Genomic DNA, 18,017 nt, shown 5'->3' on the forward strand with positions numbered 1-18,017 from the left:
AAGATCCGTCGGGAATACTGGCTACTGGCTCGGGAGGCGGAGTTCCAGCAGAAAATGATCGCCATGTACAAGGCCATGCAGGGGCCTCGAAATATCACACAAACCTAACCGATTTCATACGAGTTCAGAAAAAGCATGACACAAGAGTAGTCGAACTCGCAAACTATTTGAGTTGTCTGGAAGCTTCTCAGAGTTTCCATGTGGGAATCGCTAAAGATAACGTAAATGAACTTACAGCGAGCCGTGACCTGATCGAGCTGGGGCAACCCTCAGTCCTCCTTGATCTCGATAAACAGCGATGGAAAAGGAATTCATGCTTTCTATTCCCAAAGGTTCATCTCTACCAGTTCTCTGGAGTGAATGTGAAACTAGGGGAAGCCATTGAAGGACCTGATGGGCAAGAAGTTAAAAGCTTCTATACCGATTGCTTCGTTGTCGCCAAAGACCCCCATGCTGCTTGGGAAAGACTGTCGGTATATCTTCGCGAACAAGGCAATGCCTGCGACGACGCGGGAGAAATACATCAAGTTGAGTTTCCTGATATCTTTGAGGGCGAAATGATGTGGTACAGTAGCCGCTTGTTTTACTCGAAGGAAACTACCTGAGGCCCAACCCAGTGCGGCTTGAAATTCATAAGCTTGTACACTTAATCAACGGCGAAACACTTGTAGAAGGTGACACAGGACTTGGATTTATCTCGGGTGTTTGGAAATCCAAACATCCGCCTGTCATAGGCGAAGACTACGATGTTGAGCTGACTCTTCCCGATCCAGCGGTGATCCGGTTGCTTTCTGATTCTAAAGAGCATCAGCCAAGCGTCACAATCACAGGGGTAGCGGACTACCAATTCCGGGGTGAGTGTGAAGTGGTTTATGAAGATGGCGTGATTGCAGTCCGATTCGCAACCAATTGGATCGATTTGGGACGCAGAAAACTTTACATGCATGGTTGGAGATTGGGTGGAATTTATGATTCCACAGAATCAAATAGAAATTTATGCCATTGGCAGTAGAAGCGCGAAGAGAGATATGGGGCCAAAGGGCTTACCAAATCCCTCTCAAGTCTCAAAAGTCGAGATCGAAAGTTTCAGCGGGCAAAAATCGTCGTAGAATAAACTTCGCGGCTATAGTTGCCCTCGTTGAAGCGTACTTCAAGGCGGTATGCCAGACGAAGACTAAGCGTCTGATTGATATTCACAGTCACTTGATTGTAACCCGGAGACAATGTCAGGTACTGCTCGGCTACAACAGTGTAGTTTCCGCCATCCTCTTTGACATAAACAACGGCATTCACGCTGTTACTCTGATTCAAATAGATATCCAGGGAGAAGCTGCCAGACTGTGGAACAGCGGCCGGTATAATAACGTCCACGGCCGAGCCACCATTCACGGGGGCAGGTGTGCTAACTACTGAAACTTTACAAGATGCGTTATTTTCCCAGCCCCAGCCATCGCCGTCAGGATCCACACTCGAACTTGAACATACTGGAGTATCCGTAGGCTGAACAGGCAAAGGGATGGGGCCATCATCGTTCGTATCGGATGAACCATCTTCCACACTGCCTGGTGCGGCGGGACAATCGTCTTGACCGCGTGACAGTGAGCCTTTTAAATCGCCGTCAACGTATTCCCAACAGTAACTCTCTTTAACCTGTAGAATTCTTGAGGCCTTGCCGCAATTGGAATTCGGTACTTTGGCAAAATTCGGCTGACTGTAGCAGTAGCTGTACTCTTCATTCCAAACGTAAGTTGTTGGGGGCGGTGTACTCGAGCTGTAAACGACAGGGCAATCTTCCTGCCCGCGATTGAGAAGACCTTTATAAACACCGTCAACTGTCAGAAGGCAATAGCTCTCCTTGATTTCGAGCTGCCGCGAAGCTTTCCCACAGCGGTAGTTAGCCACCTTTGCAAACGGGGAAGTCTGGTAGCAGTAGAGGCCTGTTTCGTCCCATTTGTAGACAGGAGCTGGGGTCGTTGTGCCTCCAGAATTTGATGAGCAGCCTCCACTAGCGGGACATGAATGAGTTGCCCAGTACATGGATTGGAATCCGCACCGGAGTTGCGCATCAACCTGGGTCAAAGCCCGGTCACGTAGAGTAGGAGTGTATTTTGTATAGCTGCCGCCACCCAGGCACGAAAGGTTTTCCGTTTCGCAGCATACGAATTTGGTTCCGAAAGTCTGGGCGCTCACTCTTTCCGTGAAGCCCAAAATCCCCAACAGACATAGGAAGAAAATACGAGGCATCATCATGCAAAGCTCCTAATTATAGCAGATTACGTAGCAATGACGTGTTTTGCGAGGCGTCAAGATATAGCCGAATAGTTTTTTTGAAGCAACTTAAGTTTTGTGTAGAAACAAACAAAAGCGGGCAAGGACGATCAATATAGAGATTAGCTATTCAATCATGAGGTACTGAATTTTCTGCAATATAGTCGCTTCTGGTGGTTCCATAGCATGGTTCATTGGATAACTGTTTCAAATTCCTGGAAATATTCGGGGATCGCACCAACTTTTCACTACAAGAGAAGACCATGTCCTGGAAAAACAACGTTCTTAAAGCGGTATGTTTGGCGGCTCTTATGAGCTGTGATGGCGCCACTGAAAGCGGCTCGGAGCTCAAGCGGGAGGCGACGCCCGAGAGCCCAACGTCCAACCTTGTTAGGGTTCGTGATGGAAGTCGCATTGATTTTGTTATGGTTTCGAACAACAGGGGCTACAAGTTGGCCTGTGACAATCCACTCAAACTCAACAGATTGATTGAAGCCACTGGCTATCCCGCAAACCTGATTTCCACGACTCAGGTCCTCGAAATGGACTCGCAGGCCTACCTGGACCTGGCGCCCAACGAGCAGCCCGTCCTCAGCTGCGTGTCTGATAAAAAGGTCCTCTATCGAGCCAATATAGATCAAACCACAAAATACTTCTTTTCAGACCCCGTCAAGGGCAAGACTCGACTTTATATGTTTGGGTGCCAGGCTCTGGTGGATGCCATGGGGTTTCAATTGGCTAATGCCACGGAGTTGAGTGCCAATTTCATCGACGATCTGAACATTTTCTCGGTTGCTAATGATGATGACATCAGCTGTATCAGCGGTGTGCCTGTTGGCGCCGGGGTGAAGTGGAAATCGGGAGCAAATACAGAGAAGCTCGTCGCTCAAGGAACGGACATAGGATTCACCAGCTTTGAAGCCCTTCTCCCCAACGGAACGACCGCGCCTTTGACGATTACCAAGGAGGTCGGCCGTTGTGATTGGATTCAGAAAATCTTCTTGGGTTCGGGCCTGCTCGTGACTGGGAAGTCGCCAGACGATTTTTACAACCAATCCTGTGAATTGACCATTACGGCCGCAGCCAAGACTCCGCTCGAGACTAGCCTGAAATTTAACGCCGCTACGGCTAAGGTCCAGCCCGTTGTAACAACGGATTGTTCGTTGAACCGTAAGTATTCCAAACCTTCAGAATTTAATCCCTGCAGCGTGACAGCTGATAAAGGGACCGTGACCTTGACGGTCAAACCTGAGGCAAACTGCCAGGACGTATTCAAGTTTGATGCTTCGACCCGCAAGCTCAGTCTAAGCGATTTGCCGCTGCTTGGAGTATCGTGTCATGCAGAATTCAGTGCAGAACTCAGTGGAGTTGTCTCCGAACCTAAAACTGTAACTGTGGAGCGCGTATGCGCGTTAGGGACTAAACCTAATGCTACAGGGACATGTGAAGTCGTAGCGTGTGATTCCGAGCATAGGTATCAGGATTCCTGGACCGTTCCATCGGATGAAAGCAAGGGGTACCGTTTGATGTATTGCCCGGCTACAGGGATTGCGGAAGATCGTGGACTTGGTTCGTGTTTCGCTGGATATGAAAAGCGCATGGATCAGTGCCGTAAGGCCTGTGCTTCCGATTTCCTTGAAGGCGATGTGCGGACGTCCGGAATTGCGAACGGATCTTTGACTGAGATCTGCAAGAATGGTGATATTTCCAGTATCAGAACCTGTAACGCTAATGCACTTTTGCGGGATAATGTTTGTCTTTTGACCTGTGACAAGGTTCATGTGGATGGCAATAGTTGGGACGTTGGGATTACGAATGGTACGCAGAAAAATAGCTGTGTGGGTACGACTTTGACGGCTGGGCCTATCACCTGCTCGAGCGGGTATCTCCTGAGGGCCGGGAGTTGTAAGATTGCTTGTGATTCGCAGCATGTGGAAGGTGATACATGGTCAGAACCTATCGGTTATGGAAACAGAGACAATCTTTGTAATGGCCAAGGGCAGATTGTAAGTTCCGTCTCGTGCATTGCTGGCTATGAATTTAAAGAAGGTGCATGCAAAGCCAATTTGCCTCCGCCCCCTAAAAACTGTGGAACTCGACTTCACGATACAACCTGGACGATTACAGATTGTGGGACGGGAGGTGAATACCGTGTGCGTCAGCGCTGTGACAATGGAAACGTAGTTGTCGTTTCATCGACCAAAATCGGCAATATTTGTCGTTAACATTGAGAGCATGCCAAGGACGGCGTGCTTGTCTATTTGCTATGAGGAAGCAGCATGTCTCGGAACATCAAAGTAGGGATCTTCTCCTTATTGCTTTTTTTTCTTGGCTTATCCTGCGGTCGGAACGATGATGCGAAAAAACCTACTGGAGAAACGAACGAATCCTGCTTAGCCAAGCAAATGATGCTCCTGGGTGAAGAGTGCATTCCCCGAAACGGTGATCCGGGAAAATCTTACCAGACATATCTCGGAGCATATGCTCCATTCATCCAGTCGCTGCAAAAGGATGTGATTGATGTTTGCGTCCTTACGCAATCTGACAGCAGTTCTCTTCGCGATCAATTGGAAAGTGGTACGAAGAAAGCTCTTGCTGCGTGGATGGAGCCTCTTCAATTTGTCGCAGATAGGCTTCCTAAGCTCATAAATTTTCACTTCGCGCTAATCACAAGAAGTGTGACCTCGACAGACTTGCCAACAGGCGAGCTGTGCCCGAAGAGTACAGATTTGACAATCGTCCACCTTGATACTCTCAAACAGGTCTTCAGTGAAAATCGGGCATTCGTAACATACGAAAAGATTTGGCTCGGTAAAGGGCAGGATGCAGATATTGTCATACTTCATGAACTTGGTCATATCATGGGTCTTAATGATACCTATATCGAAGGCGGATCTGGCTGTCGTAAAGGCTTTCGCGATTCCGTTATGTGCCAAGCCTACAATTGGCAATCTCTTCAGGCTAACGATTGGGTTGGTGTTCAGAGGAGCTATTGCCTGCAGACTGATGGTGTCCATCCTAACTGTTTCAATCATCAAAAGGCAGAGCTTCTGTCATTCCTTCCGACGCGAGGCGAGGTTAAAGACTATACGTCTTACAATTCCTATTTTTATTGCCACAACAAAGATTTTGATTTGGAATTTTCGCCATTTGGCTTTTACATTGCACCCAATAGTGCCTTAGCTTATTCAGCTCAGGAAGTATTTGGATTGCTTTCCACTGATCGCGGATCTTTAACAGAAGCTTATTTCGATAAAGTTTTTCAATTCACTTTCAAGATCGACGATCGAAAACTGAAAGAGTTTAAGGATCACCGAGAGAATTCCGTTGTGCTCACATTGGAAGATAACTCTTTAAAGGCCCATTTTCCTTACAAAGGAGAGTGGCATGACCAGATCTTCACGTCTTGCATTTTTGATGATAGAGCAGCTGAGTATTTGGCCACTAGGAGTATTGATGTTAACAACGTCTTTACCAATCAGACTTATATCCGCCTTTTGAAGGGCTCAAAGAATAAACTCGCGACCACCGATTCCGGAACTGGGATTTTCACAGTCGGCATAAAAGCCAAAGCCGACACGAAACCCGACAGCATCTCCGTTTATGCGGGAGCCGAGCCCGTCCTTCTGGCAAAAAAACCATTTGATGAGATCGCGCGAATTACAAAAATGCTGGATGACGGATACTTGATAGAAGTTGATATGAGCCTCGTCCCACCGAGCACGGAAGATCTTGAGCTTTTCGTTGAAGGACAAGGCAAAGTCTATGTCCACGCGAAATTGAAAAAGCATAGGTCAGAACCTTCGCTTTGACCGTACGAACCCACAAAGGCAGCCAGGCCGCCAGTTCCGACCCTCATTATTGGTGTCATTTTGGCTGTATTATCCTCAAGTTTTTCTGCCCTACCCTGCAGGTAATCGCTCACCAATGCGTTCTACCTGTGACCCTCTATTTGTTTTTTTGAATCATCGTCACAGGAAGGATCCGAACCCCTATGAAATCACTGTCTTCACTTATCTCAGGCGCCCTCGTCCTCAGTGCCATGCTTGTGGCCTGCGGGGCAACGGACGAAGATTCCCAGGTTAAAATGAATGCGGTTCCGACTTACGAAAGCAACAGCGTCGTGAGGGTTCGCGACGCGGAGTCGATCTTCTTCGCTTATGTGACAGTGAATCCTCAGAGCGGGGCGAGAAAAGGCTATCGCTTTGATTGCGATACTATTCCGAAGTTGAGACGCTTGATTTCATCTACGGGATTTCCCACTGATTTTCTGAGTTCGACTCCTATCTATGACTTCGATAGCAAGGATGCCCAGGATCTTAAACTGGATGAGCAGCCACGACTCAGCTGCAGCAATCCGGACAAGGCCTTATATAAAGTCGACTTTGCCGATAAAACCCGCTTCTTCTTTGCCGATACCAGCAAATCCAGGACCCGTCTTTACAATCTTGGTTGCCAAAGCCTTGTCGACAACATGGGCTTTCAGATCGATGCCGCGACGACCGTAACTCCGGATTTTATTTCAAATCTAAAGATATTCTCGGCGGATGATAACGACGATATCAGCTGCATCGGTGGCATTGAGATCGGGGCCAAACTCCAGTGGACCACTCCGACGAACAGCATTCTGACCCTGAAGAAGGCGGATCGTTTGCCCTTGACGACATTTGCGGCCCGGAAAGCCGATGGAACGCAGGCGGCATTAACCTTGGCCCGCACGGGAAAATGCGACTGGGTGGAGAGCACCGCAGTGAACGGCGCTCTTCTGATCACAGGTCAAACTCCTTATGATTTCCAAGGCCAGGTGAGCTGCACTCTGGAAATCAAGGCCGAAGAAGGAAGCTCGCGCGCCGAAAGCAAAACATTCCAAATCAATGCACTCCCCCTTCCGGTTGAAAGCAATGGTTGGATCCGTGATCCTCTCTCCGATACTGGTGTCGGCGGTGCTTTGGGTGAAGCTGGTGATGGCCTTTGCAACGGCAAGGAAAACTGCGTGTATAATGACCCACGTGGCCGACTGTGGTCGAGAGTTGATAACACCTACCGCAATTTCGATGATGCGCAAACCTTTTGTTTCAAACTGGTCTACGGCGGCTACAGTGATTGGCGACTACCCACCGTCGCAGAACTCAAGCAGGCCGTCACGGACAAGGTCTATGACCTGGCGCCCATCGACAAGTTGGATCTCTATTCCTATTCGTGGTCAGTCAACGTTGTGCCAACGGATACCACCCAGGCCTACTATGTGAGCCTAATCGATGGAACGGATCGTCCCCTCACCAAGAAGACAGTTCTCATGCATAACTGCATTCGCTGAGGGCGGGAATTAGCCCAGCTTATGGTTTCGGCAGGGCCTGGGCCCTGCCCGGTTTGCCAGACGGCCAAACTCCGATAAACATTGGCCTGAACTGTCTCCAATTGCCTACTGTTAACTCTTGCTTCGCTTCCGATTAGATGATATCGGTAGGTCGCTTTGTTTCCTATGTATGGCATGGACTGCAGGCTCTTTCCAAGTAAGGGACCTAACGTGTTGCGATCACCATTCCTTTTTATCGTCTCAGCTTTAATGTTTTCCTGCGGTAAAGATTCCAACAGTGAGCTGAAAAGATCCGCCACCCCCAATGATCCAAACGTTCGCGTTGTTCGCGTGATGGACGGCTCTGTCATGAAATTTGTGATGGTGTCCGGCAATAAAGGCTACGAACTTTCCTGTAGCGACCCTCTTGGTTTGCTTCGACTTGTCGATGCCACAGGCTTTCCCAGCGTGCTTCTGAACGCGTATCCGCCCATTTCAATGGATAACGCTGCCGATTTGAAAATTGACCAGCAGCCTAAGATGACCTGTAAATCGGACGACAAGCTGCTTTATAAAGCCGACCTGGATGGCAGGACCAAATATTTCTTTGGGGCCAAGGGTTCGACCAAACTGTACATGTTCGGTTGTCAGGGCCTCGTCGATGCCATGGGTTTTGATATCATGAAAGCACGGACCCTTGATCCCATGCTGATCGATGAAAACCCTATTTTTGATGTTTCCGACGAACAGGATCTGAACTGCCTTCAGGGTATTGCGATCGGCAGCAAATCCAGCTGGGACACAGCCCGCGAAGGATCCATCGTCGTGACGCCAGGCAAGGAATTGCCGGTCCTGACCTATTCGGCGAAGGACCCCAATGGTGTGAATGCACCCCTGACTTTGACGCAGGAAGGCAAGTGCGATTGGCTGAATGTTGTGAACCTGCCGACGGCTCTGGTGATCAACGGCACTGTTCCCCTTGAGTTCACAGAGCAAAGCTGCAAGCTCAAGGTCACTGCAGCGGCAGGCACTATCACAGAAGATTCCAAAAACCTTGTGATCGAGACCTGTCGACCCAATACCATCAACGTGGGCGGCGTGTGCAAGGGAATCGCGGCAATACCCAAGGTCTATAAATGGTCCGCTACAGAGAGCGTCTATACTCCGGGCGTTGATTTTGCCAGCGAACAGCTCGGTTTCCGCGCTGCCATGGACCGCATCTATAGGACGACCGATGGCGGACAGAGCTGGACCAGCATCATCAATGCTCGGGCCGAAACCATGTCCTTCAGCAGCCCTACATCGGGTTGGTATTCAGGCGAAGGCAACGGCTTTGTCTATCGGACGAACGATGGCGGCGCGACCTTCAACCCGGTTGCCATTCCCTTTAAGGTGATGTGGAAACAGCTTTTTGCGCCCGGTGAAACCAATGTATGGGTGACGGGCTATTACAATCAGATGGTCCGGACGCGTGATGCGGGCTCCACATGGCAGGAAGTCCGCCTTCCCATATTCCCCGATTACAGCATTCGCTCTTTGGAGTTCGTTTCTCCGTCCATAGTCTTCGTGTATGTCAATACACCTGGCTCGAACGCAGCCAACCAGGTCTGGCGTTCTTTGGATGGCGGTGAATCCTGGCAGCAGGTCTTGACCCTCGACTACAAGGAAGGGCTCAACGACCTTCATGCCCGCACGGCGAACCATGCCTGGGTCGCAAACCGCTTCACTATTTATCGAACTGCTGACGGGGGCAAGACCTGGGAAAAACCCAAGTTTATGCCTGCTGTAAGCGGCGTAGATCAGGTGGCCTTTTACGATGAGCAGGTCGGTTGGGCCATCGCCACCCTTCCCGACGCAGCCTATAAAAGTCTGCTTGTCACCCGCGATGGGGGTGTCACTTGGACTGTTTCCAGTCAATCTAAAATTGAAGGGATGACGAACTTTTTGAATCTGAAAGTTCTGAACCCGTCTCTCGTGGTCGGCTATGACGACCGCGGTAATACCCTACGTATCTCAGCTGATTAGCATCGGCCCCCGGTTGTCTCAGTGCATGGGTGTGTTGCGACCCGGAAACGCTTTAGCTTATTTTTTAGCGTTTCCCTGCAACATCTTCATGAGCTGAGCATCCGTATTAAGCCAAGCTTGACCATTATATCGAGTAGCCAGGAGTGTATGCGTGTTTAAAAGGAAAGATTTCTGTGGATTAGGCTTTGTTGCAGCCCTCTTGTCGGCATGCAGCGCCGCGCCTTCGGACAGTGTGCTGTCGCAAAATGCCAAGGCCGAAGATCCCAACACCACTGTGATTCGGGTGCGTGACAACGATTTGATTCGTTTTGTCATGGTATCCAACGGCAAGGGTTACGAGCTGACCTGTAAAAACCCCAGCGGTCTTCTCAAGTTGGTGGACGCTACGGGCTTTCCAAGCAGCCTTTTGAGCAACTACCCTGCGAAATCCATTGATAGCGAAGAAGTTCTGGCGCTCAAGATTGATGAGCAACCGAAACTTGACTGCGAAGCCGGCCCTCGGATCCTCTACAAGTCAAATTTGGGTGGTCAGGACAAATACTTCTTTGCTGAAAAGCGCGGCTCCAACACCCTTTATATGTTCGGTTGTCAGGCACTCGCTGACGCCATGGGCTTTGATCTGAGCAAGGCTCGTGCTCTGGATCCGACCCTGATTGAAGACGGAATCTTCGACGCCAGCGATGAATTCGATATCAATTGTCTTTCCGGTGTTTCCATCGGCGCTAAAGCCCGCTGGGACCTTGGCGATGACAAACAGGTTTTCGTAGCTCCCAAACAGAAAATCCCAACGTTCTCGTTCAGCGTCCGTAATCCGAATGGCACCCAGGCTCCTCTTACAATGACAACCGAAGGCGCCTGTGAATGGATTCAACCCACACAGCTTCCTACTGTTCTCTTGATCAATGGCGAAGTGCCGCTATCGTTCCGCGGCCAGCAATGTAAAGTCACAATCACCGCCTCGGTGGGTACTGTGATGGAAGATAAGAGAGTCCTGGAATTCAAAACCTGCGCGAATAATGCAATTTTGGGCTCCAATGGTCAGTGCTACGCGTTGGTCAGCCGCTTGACCACCGACAGCAGCCCTGCCGACAAGGGCGGAGTGATTTATTCACCAGCACTTGATATGGCTGATGCTCAGAACGGGTGGTTCGTGGGCATGGTGAATAACGATGGCGTCGTCTTTGGGACCAAGGACGGAGCAACCTGGAGCCAGATCCTGAAAACTCCAGAATCCATCGATGACGTCGCAGCTGTAAACAAGGACATCGTATGGGTTTCCGGCGGACAGGGCCTTGTGGCCAAAACCGTGGACGGTGGTAAAACCTGGACGACCGTGAAAACCGGCTCCAATGAATTCACGCCTTTTGTCTCCGCAGTCGATGCAGACTCGGCCTGGGCAGCTACTTATAACAATGTTTATAAGACTGTGAATGGCGGTCAAACCTGGAGCAAGCTCAATCCTCCAGTCGGGACAGGGTTTGGTAATATCAACGACATGAAATTTGCCGATCGCAGCAACGGTTATGTGCTGACGAAAACTGGTATTGCGGCTTTGTCTACTCTGTTTGCGACAAACGATGGTGGTTTGAGCTGGCGCGCCCTTCAAATCCCACGTAATTCGCCTAACAATGCGGCGGAATTCCTTTCGATGCACGTCCTTGACGCCAACGTGATCTCTCTGATTTCGTCTGCTGGTTATGTTTACCGTTCGGAAGATGGCGGTCTCACGTTCAGCCAGTCGAAAGTTTTTGGTCAGGGTGAAGGTAGCATCGGCTGTTTCAATTTCGTCGATTCTCAGACGGGTTTTCTGGCACTGGGTACTCGCATCCTTTCCACTCGCGACGGTGGGCGGAGCTGGGGCCAGCTTCTGACCGGCGAAAACGCGGACAATCTTGTTGTCTGTGATTTCGTCGATCCATCGAACGGTTGGTTTATCAACAACTGGGGCACTGTTACCAAAGCATCTGCGCTTTAATTGCTTAACAATAGGTTTGAGACCATGATGAAAACGCTGAAGAAATTAAGCTTCGCCCTGCTTTGCTTAGGAAGCCTGGGCGACGCACAGGCTGCCTCCGAGCAGTTCTGCTCGAGCAGCTATCTGGCCAGCTGCAGCTCGTTGAATAACGATGAGTGCCTGACCAAGTATCATGCATGCGGGCAGTACGATGCGATTATCCAGCATTTCGCGGCCGAAGATGGCAGCGGCGGTGCGGTTGCCAGGTATTTCAAAGGCGTTTCCTATCATGGTCTTTATGTTCGCAATCGGGCCAAGAGTCTTCAGTGCCAGTTCGCGAAGTCGGCCCGGACTGAGCTGGCCGCTTATCTTTACATGATGAAGGACAAAGGGTTGGCCGATCCTGTTGATTTCGATCGGGTCTATCTTGCTTCCAAAATCATCGACAGTCTGCGCACCGTCTCCGGCTGTTTGGAAAATGGTGTGACCGAGGATGAGATTCGCTTCCGCGTGGCTGACTATGCGGATAAGCGCCTCAAATCACTCTTTATCGGCGGATCGTCCAACGACGCACTCGGTGTTGCGATCCAAAACACCAAGTCGAATCTTCAAACGACCATCAGCGGTTTTGTCACCAAAGCCGTAAAATTGGAAACTCAGGTGGAGCTGCGCAGGACGGCACTGGTGGCGTCGCAGGAGCGCCTGGGCTTAATCGCCAAAGCCTTTGAGGAAAACCTGGGTACAATTCAGGTGACCCGCAATGAGAGGGGTGACGTGAATGGACTCGGATTGAAGGTCGATTCCTCCCGGGGCCTTGTCCAAGCCCAAATCAAATCCGGGGCTTGGCGGGAAAAAGTCGAATCCATCGAGCGTCAGCTTCTTGCGGCCTTTGACGGCGTCAACGTCAATGACTACGAAAAAGCTCGTCAGAACTTCGTCATTCGCGGCCGCTATACCCGCGAGGAAGCGACGAGCAATCTGAATCTGAACACAAAAATCACACAAACTGCGCCCTTGGCCGCAATCAAAACTGAAATCCAGAGTCCTCTGGATCAGAATGGACCGGCTGCCACCATAGCTCGAATCGAAAAAAGCCTTCGTGAGTCGGCTAATGGTTCCGCGGAGTGCGCCTTCTATAGTCCCTGGTACTGCCAGGAATCCGCCGAGTTGATGCGAGCGATCCCTAATACTGGAGCATTCCCATGAGATCAAAAATTTCGAAAGCCTCAAAATCGCGCCTTTTGCTGTGGCCGGTGGTAGGCGCGAGCCTTTTAGCATCTCATATGGCCTTCGCCTTCAACGGTCGGTATACGTTCAATGATCTTGACGTTTTCTGGAAAAACACCTTGAAAGGTGAGCAGGGTCCTCGTTTGGACCTTTATCAAGGCGTGCTGAAAGATATGGACAACACGCCACCTGAGCAAAGATCACGGCAGGAAGGATCCTGGCAGAAAGATCAAAATACTGTCGTCAAGGTTCCTTACTTCGTCGAACCCCTGCCGTCCGACAGCGCGGCTGAGCTATCGCGTCGTGAGTTGACGCTTCACCTTTACATGAACCGCGAATCCGCCTATGAGGCGCCCGCTCCTGCGACACCTACTGAACTTTTGGCTACCAAGGCTTTGGTGCGGAAGCAGCAGGCGACACTTGCCGGCCGGCGTCTGCAGGCGGCTTATGAACTCTTCGTCATCAAACTCATTCGCTATCGCGAAGGTGGAAGTTTGATCCAGAAATGCCAGGCTTTGGAAGAGGCCGAGCGCTATCTGAAGCTGGGCGATGGCCAGGTGGTTACGGACACCAGCAGCTACGACCCGACGGCTTTGAAGAATTATGCCGATCTTTTGGCCAACCGCTATAACAACGATCTGAGCACCAAATTGGTGTGTCTTGCCAAGCCGGCTCAGGACCGAGCGGAATCCCTGGCTCGTATTGAAACTCAGGTGAATCGCCGGATTGTTGCTTCGCTTGAAAAAGAATCCACACAGACCCTTGCCCCTATTCAGGCGATGGTGGCGGAGACCTTTGAGCCCATTCTGGACCGTGTTTATAAAATTGATCCTTTGACGGGACCTCTTCTGCAATTCGAGCAGGATGTCCGGGCCGCAGGAGCCAGCCTTACCCTGGTCAACGACGATCTCTTCAAAATTCAAAGCGTGATTCCGACTCTCGATAAGATTGATTTCAATCTGATTCGTCAGACTTCCAAGGTGGCTTTTGTTCCTGAAGCCATCGAAAAGGTGAATGCCAAGCAGAAGATGTTGAATGACTTCACTCGGCAGTTCCTGGTGAATCTGGAGAAGCTTCAGGACCTCGTGCCCACTACCGAAAAATCCAACTTTGCAGGTTGTGCGGGACTCAGCCAGGAATTCGATCGCATCCTGCCCAAGACGCCGACCAGCTGGGGTGCCCAGACTCTTTATCCCGGGCTGGGGCCTACGGATACACTTTTGACCAAACTCGATGGCTGCTTGAGCAAGTCGCGCGAATACCTTCTTAGGCTCAATCAGAAGAATAGTCAGGAAAAGATGGTTGAAGTTTTTGCCAAGCACCTGGAAGCGCTGACCCAGGAATACATCCGTGTATCGAACTAAAAGGACAGGAAGAACCAAGATATGAAAAGCTTGATCAAAATGAAGATTGTCCTGGCTCTCGCGCTTGCCTTCGGCCAAGGTGAAGCTTTTGCGATCTGTAAGCGGGCCGATATCGATATCGCAGCCGCTCAAAATATGGCCGCAAAGTTTGTGCAGAATATGAAGGTTTCGAAGGCTCGTGGTGATATCGAGACGATGACTTCGTCCTATCAGACCTTTGGCGAAGCCTTTTATAATCAATGCCAGCCCGAAGAAAAGTTGAAGTTCTGCGGTTTCGATTGCCACATTGAATTGGCGGAATACAATCTCTTCATGGCCAATGACTTGGCGTACTATTACAAGTCGTCAAATTCGGCCTTGAAGACAGAAGGCTTCCTGGCCTTTGCCCAAAATGGCATTTCGATCGTGGAGACCGCCAAAGAGCTTCTGAATAAACAGAAGTCCTCTGATTTCCGTGACTACGTATTCCAGAGCGGCCGATACACATTGATTTTGGCTCAGCTCTATATGACTGCGGGCGACCATTGGTACCAGTCGGTCTCGGAGACCAAACTGGAAAGGCTGCGCTTTCTGATTGGCAAGACACTGAAAGACTCGGAAAACGCTGAGTCGGAATCCGATAAGAAGACCAAGACAGCATCCGAATTGGCGCGCGATAACTATGAGAAGGCTAACTGGGTCCTTCAATCCGCAGCTCTTGAGATCCCCGAAGATGATCAGCAATTCAGTTCGCTTTCAGCCGATCTTTTCTCGAAGCGCTATGCTATTGAACAGCGACTTACTTCACTGGATAAGGGCTATATTTTCCTGAATATCGATCCTGAAGAATTTTCTCAGATCTCGTTTGAGAAATTGAAGACCGAACTCGATTCCCTCGTCGGTCGTATCAATGAAGCGGAAAAGAACATCGAAAACCTCATGGGCAGCTGGAAGCAGTCGAAGCTCGGCCGTGACACAGAAGAGATCAACGAAGAAGCTCGTCGCAAAGACATCTCGATCGCTCAAAGCTCATATCGGATCGCCAAGTTGGAGCAATCCGCTCAGGCCATGAGCAACACCATCGAAGCCAAGCTCCTGGAAGTGGGAAGTCAAAAGCAGACGTTTGAATATGAGCGTCAGAAGTTTGAGTATGAATTCGGTTTGAAAATGAAGCTTCAGGAGCTGAATGACCGTCAGACTCTTATTCAATCCAGGAAAGAAGCGGACATCATCCAATTCGATCTCTCGGACCAGGATCGCAAACTGAACGATCTTCGTTGGCTCATGGGCTGGGAATTGTCCAAAACCAACCTTGAAATTCAGGTGAGTCAATTTGAATCTGAGATTGCCCGTCTCGAGTCTGATATTACGATCAAGTCCAATCAAAAAGATCAGACCGGCAACCGGAAGACCATTAACTCTGAACAGATTAAGATTGCGAACGCAAATATCCAGACTTCGAAGAACAACCAGAAAAGCCTGGAATTTGAGCGTGACGAGTTGAATAAGCAGCAGATCGGCTCCCTTGAAGCCCAGCTTTGTTCAGTTCGTAACCGCATGGCCTTTGTAGGAGAAGCCCTGCCCGCTTATGAAGCGAAAGTATACTCCTGCCAAGTGAGTACCGTCGGTCAAACAGAAACGTCATATCGTGAGAAGATGTGCGGACCAAACGGCTTGCGTCAGCGCGTCAATGCTCAGAATATCAACTCAGTCGCTAAGGCTCTATGTGCGATCGGCTATGATTCTTTGCCCCCTGAGCTGAAAAACGATTCCATAGTCAAGCAGAGCCTGACCCAATGCGAGGGCGTCACTCCCACGACTGAACTGGCATTTGCGCGCGAGATCTTCAAAAAAGAGATGGAATTGGCTGATAAGGAAATCGAGGCGTCGGAAGCCAATCGCGCTCGTCTGTATGCCTTGCTTACGAACTTTTTAGCACAAACTTCGATCGCGGCAACTACGCAAGCAACCATGGAAACTGTCGTCAAGGCGCTCGAGGCTTCTCTTTCAGTTGCAGCTTCAATACCGACGACTTCAGTGTGTGCCTGCGGTTTGTCATCCGGGGCCATCACGACCATCGATGTTAAGGCTTCGATGAGTGTAGCAGTGGATTCAGCGCGTGAGTCGGCGAGCAGATTTATCACCTGGTCGAAGTTCGTTCTTGAAAACCTTGAGAAGGCTCAAGAGCTCGAGATTCGTATCAAGAACATCCTCGCTGCCATCGAGCAACAGAAACTTGCGAAGGATATCAAGAATTTCCACGCCATGCAGGCAATTGCGGGCATTATGGGCCGCAGCGAGCAGTTCCAGCAGGATATCATCAGCAAACTGATCGAACGGGAAACCATCATCGTCGACTGTGATCGCGAAGGAACGAATTTGGACGAAACCAAAGCCAGCCTTCGTATCGAGCATGATCGCCTTGTGACAGAGATTAAGAGTGTGGATCTTCGCGCAAACAACATCAATCGCTCGATTCAGAATGAAGTGCTGTCTCAGCAAAAGGAACTGTCCAGTATTTCCGTTCTGAATGCAGAGAATGCCAACCTTAATATCGAATTGAACTCAATTGATACGGAATTGGCCACTCTACGTCGACTTCGCGAAGATACCAAGACCCGCAAGGATCTTGTTGCGAATCTTCAGATTAAAATCAACGGGTTGGAAAGGCAAGCGACGGCTGCAGAAGAGGCGGTCGCACGTTTGACCAAGATCAAGAATGATAAGTTGATTGCGATCGCTGATGATGAATACGCTCAGGTTGAACGCGTTATCAATCAGAACAATACCTTCACCAAGAAGTTGGTGGAATACTCGGACAAGCTGCAAAAGCTGGATGTTGTCGATCAAGGTCTGCGCACCGAAATCAATCAGTTCAAGATCAGTATGGACAAGCAGGTTGCGGATGAGCGCGAGAAGTTGATGAACACCTTATATCTGCAGGCTGCTGATGCCTCGAATGGCCAAAAAGAGAAAATGTTCATGGCGACCCAGGAGCAGATGGCCGCGTTGAGCAAGAGCGTGCCCAACTTCATCGAGGAGAAGCGTGAGCTCCTGCAACAGGCAAACCGGATCCTTATCCTTATGCGCAATCAGATCAAGTCGTTGACGGCTCTCCAAGGTGAAAGTGCTCTCTCGCTCGGCACTTCCAAGAGTGCTCCCTACGTGAGGACCCTTGATGACCTTTCCAAGCTGAAAGAGGTCATTAAAGCGCCTCTCTTGGCTCAGCAGCAGCCAATCACGATTCAGACGACCCGCATCGTGATTCCGTCAGGCAGTGGATTGGCTCGCACTTTGGCAACTGAGCGCAAAGCCAGCTTTGAAATCAATCCCTTTGCCCGTGGGCAGATGGAGCGTCTTGGTTATTTCTCGCTTTGGTCCTCCAGCTTTGATGCTGACACCCTGAATGGTCTGACACAAAATCTTTTGCTCGTTGACGTCAACATAGTGGTTAACTTTTCGGCTTGTCAGAACGCAGAATCCAAAGTTTACGTACTCAAGCATACTGGAAACGGCTTCGTGTTCAAGGAAACGTCGGAACTCGATGCCACACCAGTTCCCATTATGGTTGTAGCTCAGGCGCGCAAGGATCTTGCTAATTACGATATCAAGACCACAGGCTCGATTGCTGAAGCTTCGGAAGCCTTCTGGATGAAAAAGTGGCGCTTGAATAACTTCCTGTCGACTGCCATACCCCCCAATGTGGGTGACGGCGGGACATTGCCACCCCTTTTGGGCTTGCCACTGTTTGGAACTTATGAGTTGACACTGCCACCGCCCAGCGAGGGCTGCGGCTATGATAACGCAACCTACGTCCTGTACCTGACTTATTCAACAAATCAGCGTCCTTCATAGGTACGGATAAGGAACCGATCATGAAAATTTCAAGACCTCAAAGAGGAAC

11 protein-coding genes are annotated in these 18,017 nt (G+C 50.0%); 10 read left to right on the plus strand and 1 reads right to left on the minus strand.

Annotation, left to right across the window (positions count from 1 at the left end; genetic code table 11):
• Together VFO10_RS23400 and VFO10_RS23405 are read left to right on the plus strand one after the other, a co-directional pair.
• Positions 1-605, plus strand: a 605-nt coding sequence (locus VFO10_RS23400; RefSeq protein WP_325144413.1) for a hypothetical protein, incomplete at its 5' end; no start/stop codon positions are given.
• Between the two features lie 11 nt (positions 606-616).
• Positions 617-1,012 (plus strand): hypothetical protein, encoded by a 396-nt coding sequence (locus tag VFO10_RS23405; RefSeq protein ID WP_325144414.1) that lies wholly within the window; start codon positions 617-619, stop codon positions 1,010-1,012.
• Positions 1,013-1,086: 74 nt separating this feature from the next.
• On the opposite strand, the gene VFO10_RS23410 is transcribed toward VFO10_RS23405, so the two are convergent.
• A complete protein-coding gene (locus tag VFO10_RS23410) occupies positions 1,087-2,250 on the minus strand; it encodes a carbohydrate-binding domain-containing protein (protein WP_325144415.1) in 1,164 nt (387 codons plus the stop codon).
• A 281-nt stretch (positions 2,251-2,531) separates the two neighbouring features.
• On the opposite strand from VFO10_RS23410, the gene VFO10_RS23415 reads away from it, so the two are divergent.
• The 8 genes from VFO10_RS23415 (at position 2,532) to VFO10_RS23450 (ending at position 17,968) form a co-directional block, all read left to right on the plus strand.
• On the plus strand, positions 2,532-4,493 hold the full coding sequence (locus VFO10_RS23415) for a hypothetical protein (RefSeq protein WP_325144416.1): 1,962 nt from the start codon (positions 2,532-2,534) through the stop codon (positions 4,491-4,493).
• 54 nt (positions 4,494-4,547) lie between these two features.
• Entirely contained in the window at positions 4,548-6,080 is a 1,533-nt protein-coding gene (locus tag VFO10_RS23420) for a hypothetical protein (RefSeq protein WP_325144417.1), read from the plus strand.
• Between the two features lie 182 nt (positions 6,081-6,262).
• On the plus strand, positions 6,263-7,585 hold the full coding sequence (locus VFO10_RS23425; RefSeq protein ID WP_325144418.1) for a DUF1566 domain-containing protein: 1,323 nt from the start codon (positions 6,263-6,265) through the stop codon (positions 7,583-7,585).
• A 348-nt stretch (positions 7,586-7,933) separates the two neighbouring features.
• On the plus strand, positions 7,934-9,589 hold the full coding sequence (locus VFO10_RS23430) for a WD40/YVTN/BNR-like repeat-containing protein (RefSeq protein ID WP_325144419.1): 1,656 nt from the start codon (positions 7,934-7,936) through the stop codon (positions 9,587-9,589).
• A gap of 151 nt (positions 9,590-9,740) precedes the next feature.
• The gene (locus VFO10_RS23435; protein WP_325144420.1) at positions 9,741-11,564 is read left to right on the plus strand and encodes a hypothetical protein; all 1,824 of its coding nucleotides are present in this window, start codon (positions 9,741-9,743) and stop codon (positions 11,562-11,564) included.
• A gap of 24 nt (positions 11,565-11,588) precedes the next feature.
• Positions 11,589-12,749: a hypothetical protein gene (locus VFO10_RS23440; protein ID WP_325144421.1), complete on the plus strand. Its 1,161-nt coding sequence runs from the start codon at positions 11,589-11,591 to the stop codon at positions 12,747-12,749.
• Positions 12,746-14,134 carry a hypothetical protein gene (locus tag VFO10_RS23445; protein ID WP_325144422.1) on the plus strand — a complete coding sequence of 463 codons (1,389 nt, stop codon included), beginning with the start codon at positions 12,746-12,748 and terminating at the stop codon, positions 14,132-14,134. The genes VFO10_RS23440 and VFO10_RS23445 overlap by 4 nt, the downstream gene beginning before the upstream one ends.
• Before the next feature lie 21 nt (positions 14,135-14,155).
• Positions 14,156-17,968 carry a hypothetical protein gene (locus VFO10_RS23450; protein WP_325144423.1) on the plus strand — a complete coding sequence of 1,271 codons (3,813 nt, stop codon included), beginning with the start codon at positions 14,156-14,158 and terminating at the stop codon, positions 17,966-17,968.
• Positions 17,969-18,017: the final 49 nt, after the last annotated feature.

This window comes from Oligoflexus sp. (assembly GCF_035712445.1).
In the GTDB taxonomy this organism is placed as follows: Bacteria; Bdellovibrionota_B; Oligoflexia; order Oligoflexales; family Oligoflexaceae; genus Oligoflexus.

Bases quoted from the DNA above. Each gene is read 5' to 3' on its own strand.
- VFO10_RS23410 (WP_325144415.1), bottom strand. From the start codon at position 2,250: ATGATGATGCCTCGTATTTTCTTCCTATGTCTGTTGGGGATTTTGGGC.
- VFO10_RS23415 (WP_325144416.1), top strand. From the start codon at position 2,532: ATGTCCTGGAAAAACAACGTTCTTAAAGCGGTATGTTTGGCGGCTCTT.
- VFO10_RS23440 (WP_325144421.1), top strand. From the start codon at position 11,589: ATGATGAAAACGCTGAAGAAATTAAGCTTCGCCCTGCTTTGCTTAGGA.
- VFO10_RS23445 (WP_325144422.1), top strand. From the start codon at position 12,746: ATGAGATCAAAAATTTCGAAAGCCTCAAAATCGCGCCTTTTGCTGTGG.
- VFO10_RS23425 (WP_325144418.1), top strand. From the start codon at position 6,263: ATGAAATCACTGTCTTCACTTATCTCAGGCGCCCTCGTCCTCAGTGCC.
- VFO10_RS23450 (WP_325144423.1), top strand. From the start codon at position 14,156: ATGAAAAGCTTGATCAAAATGAAGATTGTCCTGGCTCTCGCGCTTGCC.
- VFO10_RS23420 (WP_325144417.1), top strand. From the start codon at position 4,548: ATGTCTCGGAACATCAAAGTAGGGATCTTCTCCTTATTGCTTTTTTTT.
- VFO10_RS23430 (WP_325144419.1), top strand. From the start codon at position 7,934: ATGAAATTTGTGATGGTGTCCGGCAATAAAGGCTACGAACTTTCCTGT.